We start from the raw sequence: 20,960 nt of genomic DNA, 5'->3' as shown, positions 1-20,960 counted from the left end.
TCTTTCGTATGTGTGTTTTTCGTTTGGTGGATTTCGGTCGCTGACCAAGGCCGGGAAGACCCGTTGGTGCGGTTTCAACCCGGGGCGTCATGGTCGGTCCCCGGGGCAGGCCCGTGGATGATCCGACCATCCACATGCTGGCGGCAATGGGTCCTCGGGTCAAGCCCGAGGATGACGTCGAGAATGGGGGAAGGCACCGAGAACCCGCAAGAGCATCTCGGTGCGTCCCTCGAAAACCTCAAGCCGTGGCAAGGCAGGCGTTGAAGCTCTTTTCCAGCTTTTCGCGGTCGAGTTCGCGGCCGATGAAGACGAGGCGGCTTTCGCGCTTTTCGCCTTCCTTCCACGGGCGCTGGTGATCGCCCTCGATGATCATGTGCACGCCCTGCACCACGTAACGTTCCGCATCGCCCTTGAAGGCGATGATGCCTTTGAGGCGCAGGATGTTCGGGCCGTCGGTCTGCGTCACCTTCTGGATCCACGGGAAGAAGCGCTCGGCGTTCATCTCGCCGCCGCGCAGGGAAACGGACTGCACCGTCACATCATGGATTGCCGAAACCGCGCCGTGGTTGTGGTGATCGTGGCCGTGGTCATGGTGCGCATGATCATGGTCGTGATGATGGTGGTCATGGCCGTGATCGTGCCCATGATCATGATGGTGGTGGTCGCAATCGGGACCGCAGGCGTGATCCTCATGGCCATGCTCGAGGAAATGCGGATCGTTTTCGAGCGCGCGCTCCAGATTGAAGGCGCCCTGGTCGAGAACGCGGGCGAGATCGACGCCGGAGCGGGTGGTCTTGTAGATGCGTGCGGAAGGATTGATGGCGCGCACGATATCCTCGATGCGGGCGACTTCTTCCGGGGAGACGAGGTCGGTCTTGTTGACGATGACGACATCGGCAAATGCGATCTGGTCTTCGGCCTCGCGGCTGTCCTTCAGGCGCAGCGGCAGGTGCTTGGCATCAACCAGCGCGATAACGGCATCAAGCTCGGTCTTGGCGCGCACGTCGTCATCCATGAAGAAGGTCTGGGCGACGGGAACCGGGTCGGCAAGGCCAGTGGTCTCGACGATGATACCGTCGAATCGGCCGGGACGGCGCATCAGGCCCTCGACCACACGGATCAGGTCGCCGCGCACCGTGCAGCAGACGCAGCCATTGTTCATTTCGTAGATTTCCTCGTCGGATTCGACGATCAGATCGTTATCGATGCCGATCTCGCCGAATTCGTTGACGATCACCGCGTACTTCTTGCCGTGGTTCTCGGACAGGATGCGGTTGAGAAGCGTCGTCTTGCCGGCGCCGAGATATCCCGTCAGGACGGTGACTGGAATGGGCTTGACTGGTGCTGTTTCGGTCATGGAAACCTCGTGTGGAGAAAGGCCCGTTCTGGCCTCAAGAAAGAAGTGTTGACGTCCATATAGGCGCGACGTCCGGGCAGTTCAAAGGGATTCTGGCCGGTTTCGGCGCAGTTTTTCAAATTTTGTTATGAAATAACGTTATGTCAAAAGCGTAGACGTCTTCAAGTAGTTCGACAAGGCCGGTAATGGCGTGGGAAATGATCCTTTCGCCCTTTTCGGCTGAGGCCGCAGCGGCGTTTCCGGCAACGCCATCCGGGTTCAGATCGCTCATCAGCCAGCCGAAGGCGTGCGGTCCGTAAGCACGCAGATGCCTGAAACGGCTGGCGAAATCGCTTTGCCGAGAGGGGAAGTCGGCCGCCTTTTCCATCGCCACCCGTTCCGGGCAAAGCGCGAGCATGACAGATGTTTCGACATCGCCGCCATGGATGTCGATTGCCTTGTCCTCAGGCTTCACGATATCGGCCGGCACCCCGAAACGGGTCCAGCTGGTGGCCACCGCCAGCATGCCGAAGCGGGCGCGGGCCTCGGTGGCGACGATGGTCATCAGCGGCGAATTGCCGCCATGGGCGTTCAGCATCACGAATTTGCGCACGCCTTTTTCATATTCGGCCTCAGCGATGCCGAGCCAGCGCTCAATGGCTTCATCGTAACGCAACGACTTCGTGCCCGGCACATTCATATGCTCGATGGAATATCCAACGGGTTCCACCGGCAGGAAGGAGACCGGCAGATTAGCTGGCAAAACAGCAGCGAGACGGGCGATAATGCCCTGCGCAATCAGCGTATCGGTCTCGAAAGGCAGGTGAGGGCCGTGCTGTTCATGGGCTCCGAGCGGCAGCACGGAAATTGCACCTGTTGCGCGAAGATGAGGGTCTGTTACGTTTTCGTCGTGATAATGCGTGTATGAGTTTGGCATCTGGCAGTCCGCGCCTACATTCGGTAAGGGTTTCCAGCAACATATATCGGTTCCGCCACAGGGTAAAAGGCACTCGCATATGAGCAAGGACAAAACTGGGCATAAGGACAAAAGCGCCAAGAAGGAAAAGGGCGGCAAAAAATTAAAGGACGCCAAAAAAAGGGACGAGAGTTTCAACCCTGAGGAACTGGCGCAATCCATCACCCAGGCCGCCCGTTCCATGCGCACGGCGCTGAGCCACAGCCTTGCCGAAAGCGGCCTTTATGCCGGGCAGGACGGCGTTATCCTGGCGCTGGCGCAGGAAGGCAGCCTCACGCCGGGGCAGATCGCCCAGAAACTCGGCGTCAAGGCGCCCACCATGACACGCACCATCGGCCGCATGGAAGCCCAGGGTTTCGTGGAACGCAGCGGCGACGACGACGATGGCCGTGTGACGCTGGTGAAGTTGACGGCGACGGGACTGAAAAGCGTCGAACATATCAACGTCTCCATCGCCAGTTGCGGTGCACGGGCGATCGAGGGGCTTTCGGCCAAGGATATCAGAACCGTGGTTAAACTTCTCAAGGCAATCGATACCAATCTTCAATAATTTGTTGAAATTTTTAAAAATACACCGTCTTTTTGTTGGGTTTCCTTAAACCAGTTGCGGATTTTGTTTAAATTGTTTAATTGCGATTTAAACAGAGACATCCGTCGCTGACATGGGTTTGGGGAGAAATGCCGTGGTACAAAAGATCAAATTGTCGACGATCGCCGAAAGTCTGGGTCTTTCAACTGCCACCATCTCCCTTGCATTGCGCGACAGTCCGCTGGTCGCCTCCGACACGCGCGACAAGATCAAGGAACAGGCCCGGGCGCTCGGTTATATCTACAACCGCCGGGCCGCCAGCCTGCGCACCTCGCGCTCCGGCATCGTCGGTGTGGTGTTCCACGATGTGATGAACCCGTTTTACGGGGAAATTCTGAAAGCCATCGAAACCGAGCTGGATCGCAGCCGCCAGACCTTCATTCTTTCCAACCACTACGATTCGGTCGAAAAACAGCGCACCTTTATCGAAACGCTGCTGCAGCTTGGTTCTGATGGCATCATCATGTCGCCCGCCATCGGCACGCCAATCGAGGACATGACGCTGGCCGAGGAAAACGGCATGCCCGCCATTCTGGTGGCCCGCTCTCTCGAGGGCGTCGACATGCCGACCTATCGCGGTGACGACAGCTACGGAATTTCGCTGGCTACCAATCATCTGATCAGCCTTGGTCACCGCACCATCGCCATGGTTGGTGGTACCGACCAGACATCGACCGGCCGCGACCGTTACCAGGGTTATGTCAATGCGCTGCGTAAGGCGGGCATCGAGGTCGATCCGAACCTGCGCATTCCCGGTCCGCGCTCCAAGCAGGGCGGTTTCGAGGCTGCGGTGCATTTCCTGTCGCTGCCGCAGAAACCGACGGCCGCCGTCTGCTGGAACGATCTGGTCGCCATCGGCCTGATGAATGGCGTTTCGCGCGCGGGTCTGGTGCCGGGTGTCGATATTTCCGTCACGGGCTATGACGATCTGGAGGAGGCGGCCATCGCCACACCGGCGCTGACCACCGTGTCCAACGGGCAGGCCGAGGTGGGGCGTCTCGCGGCGCGGGCGCTGCTGGACAGGCTGGCGGGCAGCCACGAACCTGACGGTATCCATCTCATCAAGCCGGAAATGCGCATCCGCCAGTCGACGGGGCCGGTGCGTCCGCGGGTTTGAAGCTTAGCATGATGGGAAGATGGTGGGTGCGGTTTGCGCGTTGCACCTTCCGTCATTCCGGCCTTGGGCCGGAATCCAGCCGGCGCGCGTCTGCGCGACGTGAAGAGTCTATTCAACCCAAGGACTTGGGCTGGCTGGATGCCGGATCTAGTCCGGCATGACGGACATGCATGTGTCGAAAAAAAACGGCATGAAAGTTCCGTCTGCCCCCATAGCATCCCCTTATTGCCCTTTTCACGGCCGCCGGAGTTTGAAAAGATCAGCTCAGAGGAGCGGGATTGTGGAAGCCGCAAGCGGTATCCGCCTGAAATCCGGCTCTGACGATATTGGAATATTATCAGGAGGAATTTCCACCCATGTCTGACAGACAAGCCGTCGTTCTCGTTCCCGGCAAGATCAACCCGCGCGTTCTCGAACGCCTCGAAGGCAAGGTCGAGATCGTGACAGTGCCCGCCGGTGCCGAGCCGGTTCTGCCTGATGGTGCAGCTGAGCGCATCAACGCCATCGCCGTTTCCGGCGTCGTCAACGCCAAATGGATCGATGCGCTGCCCAAGCTCGAGATCATCGCCAATTTCGGCGTCGGTTACGATGGCGTGGATGCCAGACACGCCGCCACGCGCGGCATCGTGGTGACCAATACGCCCGACGTGCTGAACGACGAAGTGGCGGATACGACGATTGCGCTGATGATCAATACCGTGCGCCGTCTCTATCAGGCCGAGACCTGGCTTCGCGACGGCAAATGGGTTGGCGAAGGGCCCTTTGCGCTTTCGCCGTTTTCGCTGCGCGGCCGCAAGGTCGGCCTGTTCGGTATGGGCCGTATTGGCCAGGAAATCGCCAAGCGGCTGGAGCCTTTCAAGGTGGAGATTGGCTATCACACCCGCAGCAAGCGCGATGGCCTGTCCTATACCTATTACGGTTCGCTGAAGGAGATGGCTGAGGCTGTCGACATCCTGATCTGCATCGTGCCGGGCACGCCGGAAACGCATAAGGTAATCAACGCGGAAATCCTGTCAGCACTTGGTCCGCAGGGCGTTTTCATCAATGTTGGCCGCGGCTCCAGCGTTGACGAGGATGCACTTTTAGAGGCGTTGCAGAGTGGCGTTCTGGGTGCTGCCGGTCTCGATGTTTTCTACGCCGAGCCGAAGGTGCCGGAAGCTTTCCTGTCGCTGCCGAATGTTTCCCTTTTGCCGCACGTGGCCTCCGCGTCTATCCCGACGCGCAACGCCATGGCTGACCTGGTGGCCGACAATATCCTCGGCTGGTTCGGGGACGGCAAGGTGTTGACGCCGGTGCCGGAAACGCCTGTTAAGGGGTAACACTAGCGCCTCCAAACGCCGTCACCCCGGACTTGATCCGGGGTCCAGCATGATCAAGTCTTTGATCATAAAAGGCTCTTCCACGGCGCAGACGTGCCGTGGCTGGATGCCGGATCTAGTCCGGCATGACGGAAGAGAGGTTTTCGGCCCTTGCCGTCAACCAGTCAGCATTCCTATTCCACAATCTCGCCCGTCGCCACCCATCGTCCCTCAGCGAACGACCGGGCCATGGCATGAATGCTGCGCTCGATCTTCAGCCCCTCCTCGAAATCGATGATATGCGCCTTTTTACCCTCGATCGCCGCAATCAGTTCCCTGCATTCGATGACCTTAAGATCGTTGAAGCCGAGCCCGTGGCCGGGGGCGGGGATGAAGCGGTCATAGGGTTTGTGATGCGGGGCGGCGAGGATCGTTCGAAAACCCTGCTCCTCCGGGCGTCCGTCCGTTGTGTAGAGCTGGAATTCGTTCATCCGTTCCTGATCGAAAAGGATCGAGCCGGTGGAGCCGTAAATCTGGATAGCGATGCGGCCCTTGCGGCCCCAGGCCGAGCGGTTGGCGATCAGGACGGCAGAAATGCCGCCTTCCAGTTTCAGGAGAACGCTAGCGAGATCGTGCGTCTCTACCACTCGCTCGCCGCCACCGTTTAGCGGCCGCGTCTCGTAGGGTTTGACCATATCGGTGATCGCGCTTTCGGCATGGCCGAACAGGGAAAACAGCAGTGACAGCGGGTGAACGGCGAAATCATCCAGCGCGCCGTAACCGGAGGAGGCTTCGGACTTCCAGTAAAAGGGCTGGGTGGCATCCGCCATGAAGTCCTCATCCATTTCAGCCCGGACATGGTAGACCTTGCCGATCGCGCCTTCATCTATCAGGCGGCGCATGTGGCGGATGACAGGGTTCTGGATGTAGTTGTAGCCCATCGCCGCTGCCTTTCCCGACCGGCGGGCCGCATTGCGCATCTTCACCGCATCGGAGAAAGCGGGCGCCATCGGCTTTTCGCACCAGACATGTTTGCCGGCATCGAGCGCGGCAATCGCCATTTCCGGGTGAAAGGCGTTCGGTGTGGTAACCGAGATCACGTCGATTTCAGGGTCGGCAAGCAGATCGCGCCAGTTGCCGGTCGAGCGGGAAAACCCGAACTCGGCGGCTTTTTTGGCCGCGAGTTCAGGATTGACCTCCGCCAGCGTGACCAGCCGTGGACGCTCCACATCGCCGAAGACGCTGGTGACATTGTTCCACGCCAAAGCGTGGCACTTGCCCATGTAACCCGTGCCAATAAGGCCTACGCCAAGAGCGGCCATGGTCTTCTCCTCCCGAAATTATTAGAATGAAAGCAATGTCTTGTGTATTTCTTCCCTCATTCCTGTGCTTGTCACAGGAATCCAGCCGACGCGCGTCCGCGCGGCGAGATGTGTCTTTTCAGCCCAAAGACTTGGGCTGGCTGGATCCCTGTGACAAGCACAGGGATGAGGAGGGTGCTGTGTACGCTGGCGTGCATCACGGATTGTCGCGCTTGAAAATCCAGTCATGATCGGGATGGTTCTTGAACCGCCATTTGCGCATCGGCCCGGCCATCACGTTCAGATAATACATCTCGTAGCCATAGGGCGCGCCGCAGGGGTGGTGGCCCTTGGGAACCAGCACGACATCACCGTCCGCCACAGCCATGGTCTCGTCAAGCGAGCCGTCTTCTGTGAAGACGCGCTGGAAACCGAAACCCTGCGCCGGGTTGAGCCGGTGATAATAGGTCTCTTCCAGATAGGTCATATCAGGGTAATTATCCTCGTCATGCCGGTGCGGCGGATAGGACGACCAGTTGCCGGAGGGGGTGAACACTTCCGTCACCAGCAGGCTGTCGGCCACATCGCGCTCTTCCATGGCGATGGGGAAGATGTAGCGCGTATTGGCGCCCTTGCCGCGTTCGGTGAGCTGTACGCCGTTCGGCCCGATCTGCTGCGCCTCGCGGGTTCCCTTCTCGGCCGGTGCGGTGCAGACACCGACGGTGCAATCCGTCGTCGCCGTCAACGACCATTCGGAGCCGGCGGGGATGTAGACGCAATGCGGCGGCTTGCGCTCGAACACGTTCATGCGGTCGCCAAGTTCGCCGAACTCCTTGCCCCCGGCGGAAATCTTCGCCTTGCCTTCGACGAGCACCAGAATGACTTCGGTATCGCCGGTTTTCTCCGCGGCGGTTTCGCCGGGCTTCAGGCGATAAAGGCCGAAACCGACATAACCCCAATCCGCGCTTTGGGGCGTGATATCGTGCACCTTGCCGCTGGTCGCGACCGGCTTGCGCAGAAGTGAGGTCATGGTGGTGTTCCTTTTTCGTGAGTAGTTCGCTAATTCATGCCATCTCGTCATTCCGGCCTTGAGCCGGAATCCAGCCGACGCGCGTCCGCGCGGCAGGAAGACTCTTTTCAGCCCAAGGACTTGGGCTGGCTGGATACCGGCTCAAGGCCGGGTATGACAGGCGGGGTAGGTCGCCCGCCTTCCGTGGCTAAGTTCAGGCCGCCTGAGCCTTATCCAGCCCCGCCTCGCGCGCAAAAGCCTTCAGCGATTTCAGCCCAAGGCTCTGATATTCGAAGGGATTGCGCACATCCGGGTCCTGTTCGGCCTCGATGACCAGCCAGCCGCTGTAATTATGCTCGGCGGCAATTTTCAGCACCGGCGGGAAGTTCACGCCGCCCTCGCTGTCACCCGGCACGGTGAACACGCCGCGGCGAACGCCTTCTAGGAAGGAAAGCCGCTCGCTGCGAACCTGATCGGCAATCACCGGCCGCACGTTCTTGGCGTGGATATGGCCGACACGGTGCATGTATTTCTGCGCAACGCGCACGGGATCGCCGCCGCCGAACAGGCAATGGCCGGTATCGAGCAGCAGATGGGTCTTCGGCCCGGTATGCTGCATCAGAAGGTCAATCTCGTCTTCGCTTTCGACCACGGTTCCCATGTGGTGATGGTAGACAAGCGTGATGCCCTGTTCCGCAGCGTAAGCCGCCAGCGCCTCGACACCCGCGCCGAACTTGGCCCAGTCCTCGGCCTTGAGATGCGGACGGTCGACCAGCGCCGTGTCGTCAGCGCCGTGAATTGCGTTGGAGGTCTCGCAGACGATGATGACCTTCGAGCCCATGGCTTTCAGCAGATCAAGCGCCGGCTGCATTGCCTTCTTTTCGGATTCGATGCTGTCGGTGAGAAGGTTCAGCGAATGCCAGCCGGAGACGAAGGACAGGCCGCGCGGCGAAAGTACGCCCTTCAGGCCTTCCGGCTCCGTCGGAAACTTGTGGCCCTTCTCGATGCCGTCGAAGCCGATCTTGGCGGTTTCGTCGAGGCATTGTTCGAGGCTGATATGGGCGCCAAGCGTTCGGTCGTCATCGTTGGACCAGGCGATCGGATTGGTTCCGTAGCGGATCATCTTACTGTCTTTCCTTCAGGGCGTTTTCATAACGGGCGCGCGCATCGGTTACTTCGGCACGCTGCGAGGTTTCAGGCACCGCGACATCCCACCAGTGGCCACCGGCCTGCGGTGTCGGATAGGGGTCGGTATCGATGACGATCACGGTCGTTCGGGTGGCCGCGCGGGCGCTCGCGAGCGCCGCTTCCAGCTCGGCGATGGTGGACACCTTGTGCGCATCCGCGCCCATCGAGCCGGCATGGGCGACGAAGTCGATGGCGATGGGATTGACGTTGGTGTGAGCGTAGAGATTGTTGAACTCCGCGCCGCCGGTTTCCATCTGCAGCCGGTTGATGCAGCCGTAACCGCGATTGTCGGTGATGACGAGCGTGATCTTGACGCCCATGGCGACCGATGTCGCCAGCTCGGAATTCATCATCATGTAGGAGCCGTCGCCGACCATGACGATCACGTCGCGGTCCGGTTCCGCCATTTTGATGCCGAGGCCGCCGGCCACTTCATATCCCATGCAGGAGAAGCCATATTCCATGTGATAGGAAAGCGGCAGCTTTGATTTCCACAGCTGATGCAGCTCGCCCGGCATGGTGCCTGCGGCGCACATGACGACGGTATTGTCGCGGGACTGGCGTTGTACGGCGCCGATCACCTGCATGTCGGTTGGCAGGCTGTTGGCATTGTCCTCACCCGGTGCCGCCGTATCGGCATCGGCCTTCTCGAACCATGCTGTCTTGAGCTTGGCATCCGGTGCCGTGAAACGGTGGCTTCCAAGCGCGGCCGAGAGTTTTTCAAGCCCGATCTTCGCATCCGCCGTCAGGCTGATCGCATCATGCTTGGTGCTGTCATAGTGCTGCACATTGAGGGCGAGAATCTTGCGATCCGGGTTCTTGAACAGCGCCCAGGAACCGGTTGTGAAGTCCTGAAAGCGGGTGCCGACGCCGAAGACCAGATCGGCCTTCTCGCTGACGATATTGGCGCTTTCGGCACCGGTGACGCCGACCGGGCCGAAATTGAGGTCGTGATCCCAGGCAAGCGCTGATTTGCCGGCCTGCGTTTCCACCACGGGGATGGAATGTTTTTCGGCAAAGCTTTTCAGCGTTTCGGTGGCGCCGGCGAAATGCACGCCGCCGCCGGCAACGATAACAGGGTTCTTCGCCGCCTTCAGCGCGGCCACGGCCTCTTCGAATTCTGCCACATCCGGTTCGGGGCGGCGTTGCCGCCAGATGCGTTTTTCGAAGAAGCTGACGGGATAATCATAGGCTTCCGCCTGCACATCCTGGCAGAAGGCGAGCGTGACGGGGCCGCAATCGGCGGGGTCCGTCATGGTGCGCATGGCGCGGGGAAGCGCCGTCAGCAATTGTTCCGGGCGCATGATGCGGTCGAAATACCGGCTCACCGGGCGGAAGCAGTCATTGACCGTCATCGTGCCGTCGCCGAAATCTTCCAGCTGCTGCAGAACGGGGTCGGGACCGCGATTGGCGAAGACATCGCCGGGTATCAGCAGCACCGGCAGGCGGTTGACATGGGCAAGCGCTGCCGCCGTCACCATGTTGGCGGCACCGGGGCCGATGGAAGAGGTGACCGCCATTGCCCGCCTGCGGCGCAGCTGCTTGGAATAGGCAATTGCCGCATGGGCCATGGATTGCTCGTTCTGGCCGCGATAGGTCGGCAGTTCCTCGCGAATGCCATAAAGCGCCTCGCCGATGCCGGCGACATTGCCATGGCCGAAAATGGCCCAGACACCGGCAATATAGGTCTCGCCGTGCTCATTCATCTGCGCGGCGAGGTAACGAACCATAGCCTGCGCAGCCGTCAATCTGATTGTTTTCACGCTGCCTCTCCCTTTTTGGCGCGCGCCTCATCCCATATGCGGCACAGGCTGGTGTAGCGCTGCGCCATGTCCTTTACCGCTTCCTGATCGGTCATCTTGCCACCGAGCCATGCCCGCGCAGCATCTGCGAAAATCGTGCGGCCAACGGCGAAACCTTTGACCAGATCGAAACCGGCGGCAAGGCGGAAGCTCTCCTCCAGCTCGCTTTGCGGTGCGTCGAGACCGAGAACGACGATGCCGCGCAAGTAAGGATCGTTGCGATGCACAGCCTCGCAGGCATTCTTCCACGCGGCTGTGGTTTTCATCGGTTCCAGTTTCCACCAGTCGGGATAGATGCCGATTTCGTAAAAACGCTCGATGATGCGGGCGGCCGTCAGATCGTCGGTCGGGCCGACCTTGGAGGGAATGACCTCCAGCAGCATTTCCAGCCGGTTGCGGCGGGTCGCCTGAAACAGCCGGGCGACGGTTTCTTCCTGTGCGGCGCGCATTTCGGCGGTATCGTCGGGGTGATAGAAGCACAGAACCTTGACGACATTTTCCAGCGGCCATTCGGAAAGCCCGCCGAAATCCTTGCCGAGTTCTGGTTCCAGCGTCAGCGGGCGCGAGCCCGGCCATTCCACCGGCCGGCCGATCCACAGACCGGAGCCGCTGGCGGCGAAAAGCGCATCGCGTCCGAGGCGTCCGTCACAGAGGATGCCGTAACCCACCTTGCCACCGGCAACGTCCTGCGCGGCCTCAAGGCAAAGTTTCTTGAAGGCGCCGATACGCTCATGTTTCACGCCGAGTTCGTCGGCGATGGCTTCCAATTGCATGCGATGGTCGAAGGCGAAGACCCGCATCGTGTCCCATTCGCCCTTGCGATTGGTGGACCAATGCACCTGCTCCAGCGCCTCGTCCTTGCGCAGCGCCTTGTTGCGAATGCCGGCCTTGAAGAAATATTGCAATTCTTCCCAGCTCGGATAGGCGGGTGTGCAGCCGTGGCGGGACACGGCGAAGGCACCGCAGGCATTGGCGTATTTCAATGTCGTGGGCCAGTCTTCGCCGCGCAGCCAGCCGCGGAAAAGCCCGGCCATGAAGCCGTCGCCCGCACCCAGAACGTTGAAGACCTCGATCGGAAAACCTTCGCCCGTCTCGCCATCGTCGAGGCTAGCAGGAATTTCGCCTGTGAAGACCGAGGCCCCCATCGGCCCGCGCTTGCACACCAGCGTTGCGCCGGTGACCTTGCGCACGGCGTTGAGCGCGGCGAGCGTATCGGTCGAGCCGCCGGCAATGTGGAACTCTTCCTCGGTGCCGACGATCAGGTCGAACAGGTGAAGCGTGGATTGCAGCTTGGCGGTGACCTTCTGCGATTCCACGAAGCGGCTCTCACCATCGCCATGACCGGCGACGCCCCAGAGGTTGGGCCGGTAATCGATATCGAGCGCGGTTTTCGCACCATTTTCGCGGGCGAGTTTCAGCGCCTTCAGCACGGCAGCTTCCGTCTTCGGGTGCGACAGATGCGTGCCGGTGGCGCAAACACAGCCTGCTTCGGCAATGAAGGCGGGATCGATGTCGTCTTCGCTGAGCGCCATGTCGGCACAGTTTTCGCGATAGAAAATCAGCGGAAACTGGTTCTGGTCGCGGATGCCGAGAAGCACCAGCGCGGTTAACCGCTCCGGGTCTGTCTTGACGCCGCGCACGTCCACGCCTTCGCGCACCAACTGCTCACGAATGAAGCGGCCCATATGTTCATCGCCGACGCGGGTGATGACGGCGCTGTTAAGGCCGAGCCGGGCGGCACCCGCCGCAATATTGGTGGGAGAGCCGCCGATATATTTGGCAAAGGAGGCCATGTCCTCCAGACGGCCGCCGACCTGCGAACCGTACAGGTCGACCGACGAGCGCCCGATCGTGATGAGATCAAGTTTCTTCAAAAGGTTCCTCCTTCGGACCGCCGAAATGCGGCGGTCTGCCTCACATGTCCGGAGCGGCATTCCGGACGGATCGCCCGAATTTTTCGCCATCCCACTCCGGTGGGCCTCCTCCGCCCACTTATCGTCCCTCACGAGACGGACGATAATGGAATGCCCGTTTCATGGATTTGGATCATAAATTCTATTTTTGATGTTTTCAATAAAAATATTCAGGCTGTTTTGCGCGTTCCCACAGCCACAGCCAGGGTAATGGCCAGACAGAGCGTGGCGGACAGCGAGCGGAATGCGCCAAAATCGATTTCCGTTACCGTGAGCAGCGTGGCACCGGACTTGCGCAGCGGATTGACGGCCGAATCGGACATGGCGACGACGGGAATGCCGTTGGCGCGGGCCATCTCCGCCAATTCCAGCGTTTCCGCTGAATAGGGGGAGAAAGTGATCGCAATCAGCGCGTCGTCGCGGGAGATGGCGCTCAGATTGCCAAGGCCACCGACGGCGCTGTGCAAAACCGCCGGCACCTTCATTTTTTCAAAAGCATAAGCGAGATAGCTGGCAATGGGAAAGGAACGCCGCAAACCGATGATGTGCACGGTGCGTGCCTGTGCGAGCGCCGAAACCGCCTCGTCAAGCTGCTTCGTATCGACCGATTTCAGCAGCATTTCCAGAGAGGAACGGCCGGCTTCGACAAATTCCGCCAGCAGACCCGACGCGCTTTCGTCGCCTTTTTCACGCAGATGGTCGAGCCGGGTGGCATAGTCCGGCCAGCCGCCGACATAGGAATCGCGAAACAGGCGCTGCATCTCCGAAAAGCCGGAAAAACCCATGATCTGACAAAACCGCATGAAGGCGGAGGGCTGCACACCGGCACCATCAGCCATTTCGGCAACGGTGGAAACGGCGATGCGATCCTGATTGGACGCGACATAATCGGCGCATTGGCGCAATCGTTTCGGCAGGCCTTCCGCGACGTGGAGCAACCGCTCCTCAAAAGCCTTCACGGAGTCTGGCGCCTCGATTGCCGTCATTGTCGTTCCCTTGTGCACATTGATATCGCGTGCACTTTAGCCGTTGTGGAATTTTTATTCCATTGGGTATTTTAGGGCGGGGTAGATGAGGTGAGTTGGGATTTTTATCGGGTAAAAGTGGCCCGGTACACTCCCTCATCCCTGTGCTCGTCACAGGGATCCAGCCGACGCACGTCTGTTCGGCGAGAGAGTTCTTTCAGCCCGAGGACTTGGGCTGGCTGGATTCCTGTGACAAGCGCAGGAATGAGGGTAGGCAAATGCTCAGTGCAGCCCACCCACGCCAAGATGCGTATCGATAATATCCGGGTTCGCCGCAAGATCAGCCGACGGCCCTTCCCAGACGATGCGGCCGCGTTCCATGATGATGGCGCGGTCGGCGAAATCGATGGCCATCTGGATGCGCTGTTCTATGAGAAGAATGGTCATTTCGCCCGATTGCGCGAGTTTGGAGAAGGCCGCCATCAGTTCCTCGCAGATGACGGGGGCGAGGCCTTCGAGCGGTTCATCGAGAAGCAGCACCTGCGGCTGGCCGAGGATGCTGCGGGCGGTGGAAAGCATCTGCTGTTCGCCGCCGGAGAGTTGCGAGCCGAGATTGCGACGTCTTTCCTTCAGGCGCGGAAATAGCGTGTAAGCTTCCTCGATGGCGGATTTCGGCCGTCCCTTGAGGCCGACGAATAGGTTTTCTTCGACTGTGAGTGTCGGAAAAACATCGCGGGTCTGTGGCACGTAACCGAGACCGGCGCGGGCGCGGGCAGCACTTGGCAGGGCAGCGATATCCTGTCCGCCGAGACGGATATCGCCGGCAAAACGTTTCGTCTGCCCGGCAAGCGTGGCAAACAGGCTGGTCTTGCCGACGCCGTTGCGGCCTAGCACCGCGAAACGCGAACCGGCGGGAACCGATAGCGATAGCCCCTCGATGACGCGGGTGGGGCCATAACCGGCGGTCAGGTTGGCGATTTCAAGCGGCGCTGCGGGCATTGGCGTAACTTCCGAGATAAGCTTGGCGGACTTCGGCATCGCTGGTGACGTCTTCCGGCGAACCGTCGAAGATGACGGCGCCTGCGGCGAGCACCACCACACGTTTGGCAAAACGAAAGACCAGATCCATGTCGTGTTCGATCATCAATATCGCAAGGTCGGCGGGCAGGCGGTCCAGTGCCTGTTCGATGCGCGCCGTTTCCGTGGAGGGCACGCCGGCGGCCGGTTCGTCCAGCAGCAGGATTTTCGGGCGGAGCGCCATGGCGAGCGCGATTTCGATCAGCCGCTGCTGGCCATAGGCGATTTCACGAACCCGGATTTCGGCAATTGCAAGCAGGCCAAGCGCGCCGAGGATGTCGCGCGCTTCCTCCATCACCGTGGGCATGGCGCGGTAGCGGCCGAAAATCCGGCCCGTCCTGCCTTCCCGTTGCAGGATGGCGAGTGCAACATGTTCCTCCGGCGTCATGTCCTGGAACAGTCGCGTCACCTGAAACGAGCGCACGAGCCCGCGTTTCACCCGCTGGCTGGCGCTGAGCGTCGTCACGTCTTCCCCGGCGATCCGCACGGTTCCGGCGGATGGCTTGATGTTGCCGGTAACGAGGTTGACGAAGGTAGTCTTGCCCGCGCCATTGGGGCCGATAAGTACCGTGCGGTCGCCGGGCGAGAGCGACAGCGAAACATTATTGGTGACGACGAGACCGCCGAAGTTCTTCTGCAGGCCGGTTACTTCGAAAATGGCGCTCATTTGCGATCTCCCCGCAGGCGCGCGATGATCTGTTCGCCTGCGCCGTAAAGGCCGCGCGGGGCAAAGAGCACGACGGCGATCAGAAGCAGGCCGACGATGGTGAGCCAGTGGAAGGGGTTGGCGGCGGAAACGACATCCTCGAACCACATGAAGGTGACGGTGCCGATCAGCGCGCCATAAAGCGAACCGGCGCCGCCGAGCACCAGCATGACCAGCGCTTCGGCAGACAGCGTGAAGCTGAGGCTGTCGAGGCCGACGACCTGCGTGGAGATGGTATTCAGCGCACCGCCAATGCCGGCGACGATGCCTGATATCACGAACATCTTGAGGATTGTGCCGTTGACCGAGCCGCCCATGGCCTGAATGCGGATGCTGTCCTGCTTGACGCCGCGGCACAACATGCCGAACGGCGAATGAACGACGACCCGAAGTGCTAGAAAAACGACAAGCAGCAGGCAGACGCCATAGATATAGGCGGTGCGGCCGTAAAGATCGAATTCGAACGTGCCGAACAGCGCATCGGGCGAGACGCCGGCAAGCCCGTCGCTGCCGCCGGTCCAGTCGGAAGCCTTGTTGGCAGCTTCATGGAAAAGATGGACGACGGCGATGGACAGCACCAGTTGCGGCAGGCCATGCGCCCGCAATAGAACCGTGCCGGATAGCAGCCCGGCGACGCCGCCCACCGCAGCCCCGATGAGGGTCATGAGAAGCGGATCGGTAATGCCGAAATGAGCAGCGGCAATGCCGGCGGCATAGGCGCCGGCGCCAAATAACGCCGCATGGCCGAGCGTTGCGACTCCGCAATAACCGGTGACGAGATCGATGGAAAGCACCAGAAGCGCGATCGCGATGATGCGTGTCAGAAGCGCCAGATTGTCCGGAAACAGGAAATAACCGGCGATGGCGGCGGCGATGATGACGAGCGGGCCGCCAAGCGTGCGCAGCGATAAGCGGGCTTTTGGGGACTTTGCCGTTTCAGTCACGTCGTTCATGAGCGCCGCCATCTCATTTCGCCCTTCCGAGAAGGCCGCGCGGGAACAGCGTGATGATCACGATGACCGCCAGATAGAAGAAGAATTCGCCGTATTCAGGGGCGAGGTAGCGTCCCGTCGTATCGATGGCGCCAAGCAACAAGCAGGCGATCAGGGCACCAGGAATCGAGCCCGCGCCACCGACGGAGACGACCACGAGGAAGGTGACCATGTAGCGCAGCGCATAATAGGGCTCGACCGGCAGCAATTCCGCACCGATGACGCCACCCATGGCGGCAAGGCCGACGGCGATGGCAAAGCTTACGGCATAGATGACCTCGGTGCGCACGCCGAGCGCGGCTGCCATGGCGGCATTGTCCACCGCCGCCCGCAGCTTGATGCCAAAGGCGGTCTTTTCGAAAGTGAACCATAGCGCCGCCGCGACCACGAGGCCGCTGACGATGGCGAAGATGCGGTGGGTGGCGATGGTGCGGAAACCGAGATCGGTGGGGCCGGCCAATTGTTGCGGCAGCGGGATGGTTTTCAGCGTCGGCCCGAACACGAAATTGGCAATGCCGATGATGCAGAAGGTGATGCCGATGGTCATCAACACCTGCGTCAGTTCGGGCGCGCCGTAAATGCGCCGATAGAGGAACCGTTCGAGCGGTATGGCAATCACGATCGTTCCTGCTATCGCGACGAGGATTGCCGCCGCATAACCGAGGCCGAGACCATGGGCGGCGTAGGAGGCGAGATAACCGCCGATCATGGCGAAGGCGCCGTGGGCCAGATTGACCACCCGCATCAGCCCCATCGTCACCGAAAGGCCGATGGAGATGATGAAAAGCACCATGCCATAGGCAAGCGCATCGACAAGGATGCTGAAAACCGTCTGCATGTTCGAAAGCTCCTCCCGATGCGATTTCGTCTGGCTATCCGGAACTGCCCGCAAAGGCAGCTCCGGTCATTTTCGTGTCGTCGCTTATTTGGCCGCGGCGAGGCCGGGGTCGCCCTGTTTTTCGAAAGTCTGGACTTCCTTGTTGTAATAGTTGCCGTCGTCGCCCTTGGTGACCTCGCGCAGATAGATGTTCTGCGTGATGTGGCGGCTTTGCGGATCGATGCTGACAGGGCCGCGCGGGCTTGTCCAGGAAAGACCCTTCACCGCCTCGACCGCCTTTTCCGCGTCCTGTTTGCCGCCGGTCGCCTCGATCATCTTGGTGATGACATACATGCCGTCAAAGGCGCCGACGGCGGGGAAGGACAGTTCCCTGGGGTTGCCGATCGCTTTGGCGGCGGCCTCCACGAAGGTCTTGTTCTCAGGGGAATCGTGCGAGACCGCATAATGGAAGGTCGTCTGCATGCCGAGCGCTGCTTCGCCCAGCGCCGGCAGATCGGATTCCTGTGTAAGATCGCCCGGCGCGAAAAGCTTGATGCCGGATGATTTCAGGCCGTTGTCGTTGAAGGCCTTCACAAAGCCAAGCGTCGTTGGGCCGGACGGCAGGAAGGCGAAAACGCCTTGAGCGCCGGAATCCTTCACGCGCTGCATGATGGGGCTGAAATCATTGGTGGAAAGCGGCATGCGAATGCTTTCCACGACCTCGCCGCCAGCAGCGGTGAAGGCCGCCTTGAAGGCGTTCTCCGCATCGACACCCGGACCGTAGTCGCTGACCAGCGAAATGACCTTCTTGACGCCACCATCAAAAGCCACTTTTGCGATGGGCGTGGATGTCTGCCATGTCGTGAACGAGGTGCGCACCACGTAGGGGCTTTTGGTGACGATGGCCGATGTGGCGGCATTCATGATGACCATGGGCACATTGCCCTGCTTCAGAAGCGGCGTGACGGCCATGGCATCTGGCGTAAAATAGAAGCCGCCAAGATATTGCACGCCTTCCTTCACCACCAGTTCCTGCGCCAGCGCCTTGGATTGCGCCGGATCGGCCTGCGGCACATCGCGGTAAACCACCTCGATCGTGTCATCGCCCACCTTGTTGCCGTGCAGCGCAAACCAGGCGTCTATGCCGGCCTTGAAGTTCTTGCCCTGCAACGCGAAGGGGCCGGAGAACGGACCGACCACGCCGACCTTGATCGTCTCGGCATAAGCAACGGAACTGAAGCAGATAGCCGCGATTGCGGCGGTGATCCGTAATTTCATGATTTCCTCCCAATTGATCCGTGGCTCCCTCCACCGATCCAGCCAGTCAGACTGGTAAGTGTGATGGCCAAAGTAAAATGAAAAAAAGGGGGCAATCAATAACCTTACGGTTATCAGTTCCCGCTTCGTCCGGTTCTGCCCGATCCTGGTCCCTACAATAGAGCATTTCCAGTAAAAGTGCGTAGCGGTTTTACGTCCGGAAAATGCGTAAAAACAAAGAGGTAGAGCACGTCGAACGATTCCGTTCAAACAGGACGTGCTCTAGGGATTACGGGGCGATTCTCAATCTCCGCAGCGTCGCAGCCATCATGAAAGGCCGTGTTCCGGTTTGCCGCGCTGGAATGCCCCGTTATGAAAACGGCCGGTTCATATGGATGGAGAATGACGGAAAAAGCCGCGCAGCCCACATGCCTTAACCAGTTCTAAGGGGATTGTTCGTAGTCTCGCGAAGAATATTTTGAATTTATTGGTGTCTGCATGGGCGAATATCAGAATAAAGCCGTTGAACTGATGCGAAACCGCGTTGGAGAAAGTATACTCGGCAACAAGATCGAGCGCCGTGAAGCTTTTCTTCGCAAGGCGTTGGCGCTGTATCACGTCATGGGCGGAACGGCGGATGGCATTCAGGCCGCGTCGAAGGACGTTGCAAACCTGCTGCCGCCAACCGTCGACGTGGCCGTCGGCGACGTCATGTACAAGCTCGCCGCGGTCGGACATGTCGCCGATATTGATATTATTCAGGCGGGTTACAACAAGCTGGATGCGGCGAACTTGCATATTCTCAGCAAGGGCAAAAAGCTCTTGCAGAAACAGCGGGAAAAAAAGCTCGCTGCTGTGTCTGCGAAATAAAGTCTCCTCCAGTCACGCAATTTCCCCGATCAGGATTTCCTGCCAGGCGTCGTAAGCGGAAAGAACCGTTTCCATCTGCGCGGTGTGGCCGGCGATGAATTCGTCCCCGTAGATCGTCTCATCAGGATATTCAGTGATCAGCGTCATAGGCACGGTGTGGCGGTCGTCGATGGACGACATGCAAGGGAAGCCGTTGATAATACGGAAACCGGTTTCGCCGGCATGGATCTCGTAGAGCGCGATCTGGCGGTTATTATAGTCCAGCAGACCGGGAATGGCGCCGAGATGGCGGGTGACCCGGTCGAGCAGGGCTTCTGCCTGCCTTTCCCAGTCCGCATGGTGGCGGATAATGAGGAAGAAGCCCTTCGGCAGGGTCCACATGGCAAAATTGCGCGGCACATAGCCGGAAAGCGGCCGGGTCCATTCGTGGGAGGGATAACCGTGCAGGTTCACATGCAGGCTCGCGCCGCTTATGTCCTGCGCGCTGAAACGGATTTCCTTCTCGTTGAGATGAACGCCTGAATTTTCCCGCGTGCGATATTCGAGATCGTCGCCGAGCGCCGTGTAACGCGCCGCGTGGTGCATGTGGCGCGGGTTGTCGGCTCTTAGCCGCTGGTGCAGGGCGTAACCATCCGGATTTTCCAGCGGCGAAATGGTGAAATGCGCGCCCTGTCTTTCGGCGAGTGTGCGGGCGGCGCGGAGGGCGCCGACGATGCCTGTGGTCTCATTGGGGTGCTGGCCGCCGCTGATCATCACGGCGGCGTCGCTGCCGGCGACATAACGGGCGGCAAGGACGCGACCGGAGCGCGAACGGGCCTCGAAGGCCTCGCCGCTGATATCTGCAAGCAATCGTGCGATCTGACCTGCTGCCACCGGTTCGCTCGCCGCATCGATTGGCTGCTCGCCGCCATCGAGGAAAGTGGTGGTAAGGGCACGGGTCTCGATGCGGACTGAAATTGCGCCGTTGCTTTTGACGATTTCCGGAACGATCTGGCCGGGTTTCAGGCCCCGGTCGCCCAGCGGCCGGCCAGACTTCTTCTGGAAGAATTCCAGCAGGGAGAAATAGAAATCCTCGTGCAGCGCTTCGCGCAGACTGATCACCTCGTCGCCGACCGGCAGGGCCATGTCTTTGGCCGGATGCGCGACGCGGATGTTCAATTCCTCGAAATAGGGTTCTTCATTACCCCAGTCGTGGTTCGCGACAGCCTCAATCGCCGCTTGGAAAAGCTGCTCGTAATCCGTCTCCAGCCGCTCGCCAACTTCATCGCCGCCGAGCCGGAACCAGCCGGTCGGCGAGACATTGGTTTCGCCGACGACATCGGTATGGACGCGGTTTGGAGCCAGAACCGTGAGCGTTTCCGTCCGCTCTCCACGCTTGAGCGCCACATCATAATGGAAGGCATTGTCGTTGCGGGCGATGAAGCCTATCTTCGCGTTGCCGACCATTGCCGCCAGCGGATAGGCTTCCAGCCGGAACCGGTTGGCGGGGGCGCTCGCATGCACCGGGTAACGCACTTCGATGGCCTCGACGCCATCAAAATCGATCTCCTCGATAAAGGTGAAGAGAAGCGGCTTGTAGGCGCTGCGGATGCGGGCCGTGACGCCTTTTTCCTTCAGCGTGTTTTCGGCTTCGCGACGGCTCTTCGTGTCGTCGAAGGTCCATGCCTCGAAGGACTGGCCGGGGGTCGCGCGGGCGACGAGTTCATCAAGGCTGCGGTCGAAGGACTGTTCGAAAACCTGGCTCATC

18 protein-coding genes are annotated in these 20,960 nt (G+C 60.1%); 4 read left to right on the top strand and 14 right to left on the bottom strand.

The window, feature by feature from the left end:
• Positions 1 to 238: 238 nt before the first annotated feature.
• Positions 239 to 1,357 (bottom strand): CobW family GTP-binding protein, encoded by a 1,119-nt coding sequence (locus RS75_RS14735; RefSeq protein ID WP_045021681.1) that lies wholly within the window; start codon positions 1,355 to 1,357, stop codon positions 239 to 241.
• 115 nt (positions 1,358 to 1,472) lie between these two features.
• Positions 1,473 to 2,273, bottom strand: a complete 801-nt coding sequence (locus tag RS75_RS14730; RefSeq protein WP_045021679.1) for a creatininase family protein — start codon at positions 2,271 to 2,273, stop codon at positions 1,473 to 1,475.
• Between the two features lie 79 nt (positions 2,274 to 2,352).
• On the opposite strand from RS75_RS14730, the gene RS75_RS14725 reads away from it, so the two are divergent.
• The 3 genes from RS75_RS14725 (at position 2,353) to RS75_RS14715 (ending at position 5,337) form a co-directional block, all read left to right on the top strand.
• Positions 2,353 to 2,862 carry a MarR family winged helix-turn-helix transcriptional regulator gene (locus tag RS75_RS14725; RefSeq protein ID WP_045021677.1) on the top strand — a complete coding sequence of 170 codons (510 nt, stop codon included), beginning with the start codon at positions 2,353 to 2,355 and terminating at the stop codon, positions 2,860 to 2,862.
• 133 nt (positions 2,863 to 2,995) lie between these two features.
• Positions 2,996 to 4,018, top strand: coding sequence for a LacI family DNA-binding transcriptional regulator (locus RS75_RS14720; protein ID WP_045021675.1), 1,023 nt, complete (start codon positions 2,996 to 2,998; stop codon positions 4,016 to 4,018).
• 356 nt (positions 4,019 to 4,374) lie between these two features.
• Positions 4,375 to 5,337 carry a 2-hydroxyacid dehydrogenase gene (locus tag RS75_RS14715; RefSeq protein WP_045021802.1) on the top strand — a complete coding sequence of 321 codons (963 nt, stop codon included), beginning with the start codon at positions 4,375 to 4,377 and terminating at the stop codon, positions 5,335 to 5,337.
• A 173-nt stretch (positions 5,338 to 5,510) separates the two neighbouring features.
• On the opposite strand, the gene RS75_RS14710 is transcribed toward RS75_RS14715, so the two are convergent.
• From RS75_RS14710 to RS75_RS14660, 11 genes are all read right to left on the bottom strand, one after another.
• The gene (locus RS75_RS14710; protein ID WP_045021673.1) at positions 5,511 to 6,638 is read right to left on the bottom strand and encodes a Gfo/Idh/MocA family protein; all 1,128 of its coding nucleotides are present in this window, start codon (positions 6,636 to 6,638) and stop codon (positions 5,511 to 5,513) included.
• 196 nt (positions 6,639 to 6,834) lie between these two features.
• Complete coding sequence (gene iolB, locus RS75_RS14705) at positions 6,835 to 7,647, bottom strand: 5-deoxy-glucuronate isomerase (RefSeq protein WP_045021671.1); 813 nt, start codon at positions 7,645 to 7,647, stop codon at positions 6,835 to 6,837.
• Between the two features lie 193 nt (positions 7,648 to 7,840).
• Positions 7,841 to 8,749: a myo-inosose-2 dehydratase gene (iolE, locus tag RS75_RS14700; RefSeq protein WP_045021669.1), complete on the bottom strand. Its 909-nt coding sequence runs from the start codon at positions 8,747 to 8,749 to the stop codon at positions 7,841 to 7,843.
• Position 8,750: 1 nt separating this feature from the next.
• The gene (gene iolD / locus RS75_RS14695) at positions 8,751 to 10,577 is read right to left on the bottom strand and encodes a 3D-(3,5/4)-trihydroxycyclohexane-1,2-dione acylhydrolase (decyclizing) (RefSeq protein WP_045021667.1); all 1,827 of its coding nucleotides are present in this window, start codon (positions 10,575 to 10,577) and stop codon (positions 8,751 to 8,753) included.
• Positions 10,574 to 12,490, bottom strand: a complete 1,917-nt coding sequence (locus tag RS75_RS14690) for a bifunctional 5-dehydro-2-deoxygluconokinase/5-dehydro-2-deoxyphosphogluconate aldolase (RefSeq protein ID WP_045021801.1) — start codon at positions 12,488 to 12,490, stop codon at positions 10,574 to 10,576. Before RS75_RS14690 ends, iolD begins: the two co-directional genes overlap by 4 nt.
• Positions 12,491 to 12,699: 209 nt before the next feature.
• The gene (locus tag RS75_RS14685) at positions 12,700 to 13,515 is read right to left on the bottom strand and encodes a MurR/RpiR family transcriptional regulator (protein WP_045021665.1); all 816 of its coding nucleotides are present in this window, start codon (positions 13,513 to 13,515) and stop codon (positions 12,700 to 12,702) included.
• Positions 13,516 to 13,776: 261 nt separating this feature from the next.
• The gene (locus RS75_RS14680) at positions 13,777 to 14,493 is read right to left on the bottom strand and encodes an ABC transporter ATP-binding protein (protein WP_045021663.1); all 717 of its coding nucleotides are present in this window, start codon (positions 14,491 to 14,493) and stop codon (positions 13,777 to 13,779) included.
• Complete coding sequence (locus RS75_RS14675; RefSeq protein WP_045021661.1) at positions 14,474 to 15,238, bottom strand: ABC transporter ATP-binding protein; 765 nt, start codon at positions 15,236 to 15,238, stop codon at positions 14,474 to 14,476. The genes RS75_RS14680 and RS75_RS14675 overlap by 20 nt, the downstream gene beginning before the upstream one ends.
• On the bottom strand, positions 15,235 to 16,242 hold the full coding sequence (locus RS75_RS14670) for a branched-chain amino acid ABC transporter permease (protein ID WP_045021659.1): 1,008 nt from the start codon (positions 16,240 to 16,242) through the stop codon (positions 15,235 to 15,237). Before RS75_RS14670 ends, RS75_RS14675 begins: the two co-directional genes overlap by 4 nt.
• A gap of 1 nt (position 16,243) precedes the next feature.
• Entirely contained in the window at positions 16,244 to 17,107 is an 864-nt protein-coding gene (locus tag RS75_RS14665) for a branched-chain amino acid ABC transporter permease (RefSeq protein WP_045021658.1), read from the bottom strand.
• Positions 17,108 to 17,191: 84 nt separating this feature from the next.
• The gene (locus RS75_RS14660) at positions 17,192 to 18,364 is read right to left on the bottom strand and encodes an ABC transporter substrate-binding protein (protein ID WP_045021656.1); all 1,173 of its coding nucleotides are present in this window, start codon (positions 18,362 to 18,364) and stop codon (positions 17,192 to 17,194) included.
• A gap of 477 nt (positions 18,365 to 18,841) precedes the next feature.
• Here RS75_RS14660 and RS75_RS14655 point away from each other — a divergent pair, with 477 nt between their 5' ends.
• Complete coding sequence (locus RS75_RS14655; protein WP_045021654.1) at positions 18,842 to 19,213, top strand: hypothetical protein; 372 nt, start codon at positions 18,842 to 18,844, stop codon at positions 19,211 to 19,213.
• A 12-nt stretch (positions 19,214 to 19,225) separates the two neighbouring features.
• On the opposite strand, the gene RS75_RS14650 is transcribed toward RS75_RS14655, so the two are convergent.
• Complete coding sequence (locus tag RS75_RS14650) at positions 19,226 to 20,959, bottom strand: M14 family metallopeptidase (protein WP_045021800.1); 1,734 nt, start codon at positions 20,957 to 20,959, stop codon at positions 19,226 to 19,228.
• Position 20,960: the final 1 nt, after the last annotated feature.

It is taken from the genome of Rhizobium nepotum 39/7 (genome assembly GCF_000949865.1).
GTDB lineage: Bacteria > Pseudomonadota > Alphaproteobacteria > Rhizobiales > Rhizobiaceae > Agrobacterium > Agrobacterium nepotum.
Note: the sequence above shows the minus strand (reverse complement) of the source record. Positions and strands in the feature narration are given on the sequence as shown.

What these genes read in the sequence shown, in the direction of transcription:
- RS75_RS14665 (WP_045021658.1), bottom strand. Translation starts at nt 17,107, where the DNA reads ATGCAGACGGTTTTCAGCATCCTTGTCGATGCGCTTGCCTATGGCATG.
- RS75_RS14735 (WP_045021681.1), bottom strand. Translation starts at nt 1,357, where the DNA reads ATGACCGAAACAGCACCAGTCAAGCCCATTCCAGTCACCGTCCTGACG.
- RS75_RS14715 (WP_045021802.1), top strand. Translation starts at nt 4,375, where the DNA reads ATGTCTGACAGACAAGCCGTCGTTCTCGTTCCCGGCAAGATCAACCCG.
- RS75_RS14725 (WP_045021677.1), top strand. Translation starts at nt 2,353, where the DNA reads ATGAGCAAGGACAAAACTGGGCATAAGGACAAAAGCGCCAAGAAGGAA.
- RS75_RS14680 (WP_045021663.1), bottom strand. Translation starts at nt 14,493, where the DNA reads ATGCCCGCAGCGCCGCTTGAAATCGCCAACCTGACCGCCGGTTATGGC.
- RS75_RS14710 (WP_045021673.1), bottom strand. Translation starts at nt 6,638, where the DNA reads ATGGCCGCTCTTGGCGTAGGCCTTATTGGCACGGGTTACATGGGCAAG.
- iolB (WP_045021671.1), bottom strand. Translation starts at nt 7,647, where the DNA reads ATGACCTCACTTCTGCGCAAGCCGGTCGCGACCAGCGGCAAGGTGCAC.
- RS75_RS14655 (WP_045021654.1), top strand. Translation starts at nt 18,842, where the DNA reads ATGGGCGAATATCAGAATAAAGCCGTTGAACTGATGCGAAACCGCGTT.
- RS75_RS14670 (WP_045021659.1), bottom strand. Translation starts at nt 16,242, where the DNA reads ATGGCGGCGCTCATGAACGACGTGACTGAAACGGCAAAGTCCCCAAAA.
- RS75_RS14675 (WP_045021661.1), bottom strand. Translation starts at nt 15,238, where the DNA reads ATGAGCGCCATTTTCGAAGTAACCGGCCTGCAGAAGAACTTCGGCGGT.
- iolE (WP_045021669.1), bottom strand. Translation starts at nt 8,749, where the DNA reads ATGATCCGCTACGGAACCAATCCGATCGCCTGGTCCAACGATGACGAC.
- RS75_RS14660 (WP_045021656.1), bottom strand. Translation starts at nt 18,364, where the DNA reads ATGAAATTACGGATCACCGCCGCAATCGCGGCTATCTGCTTCAGTTCC.
- RS75_RS14685 (WP_045021665.1), bottom strand. Translation starts at nt 13,515, where the DNA reads ATGACGGCAATCGAGGCGCCAGACTCCGTGAAGGCTTTTGAGGAGCGG.
- RS75_RS14730 (WP_045021679.1), bottom strand. Translation starts at nt 2,273, where the DNA reads ATGCCAAACTCATACACGCATTATCACGACGAAAACGTAACAGACCCT.
- RS75_RS14650 (WP_045021800.1), bottom strand. Translation starts at nt 20,959, where the DNA reads ATGAGCCAGGTTTTCGAACAGTCCTTCGACCGCAGCCTTGATGAACTC.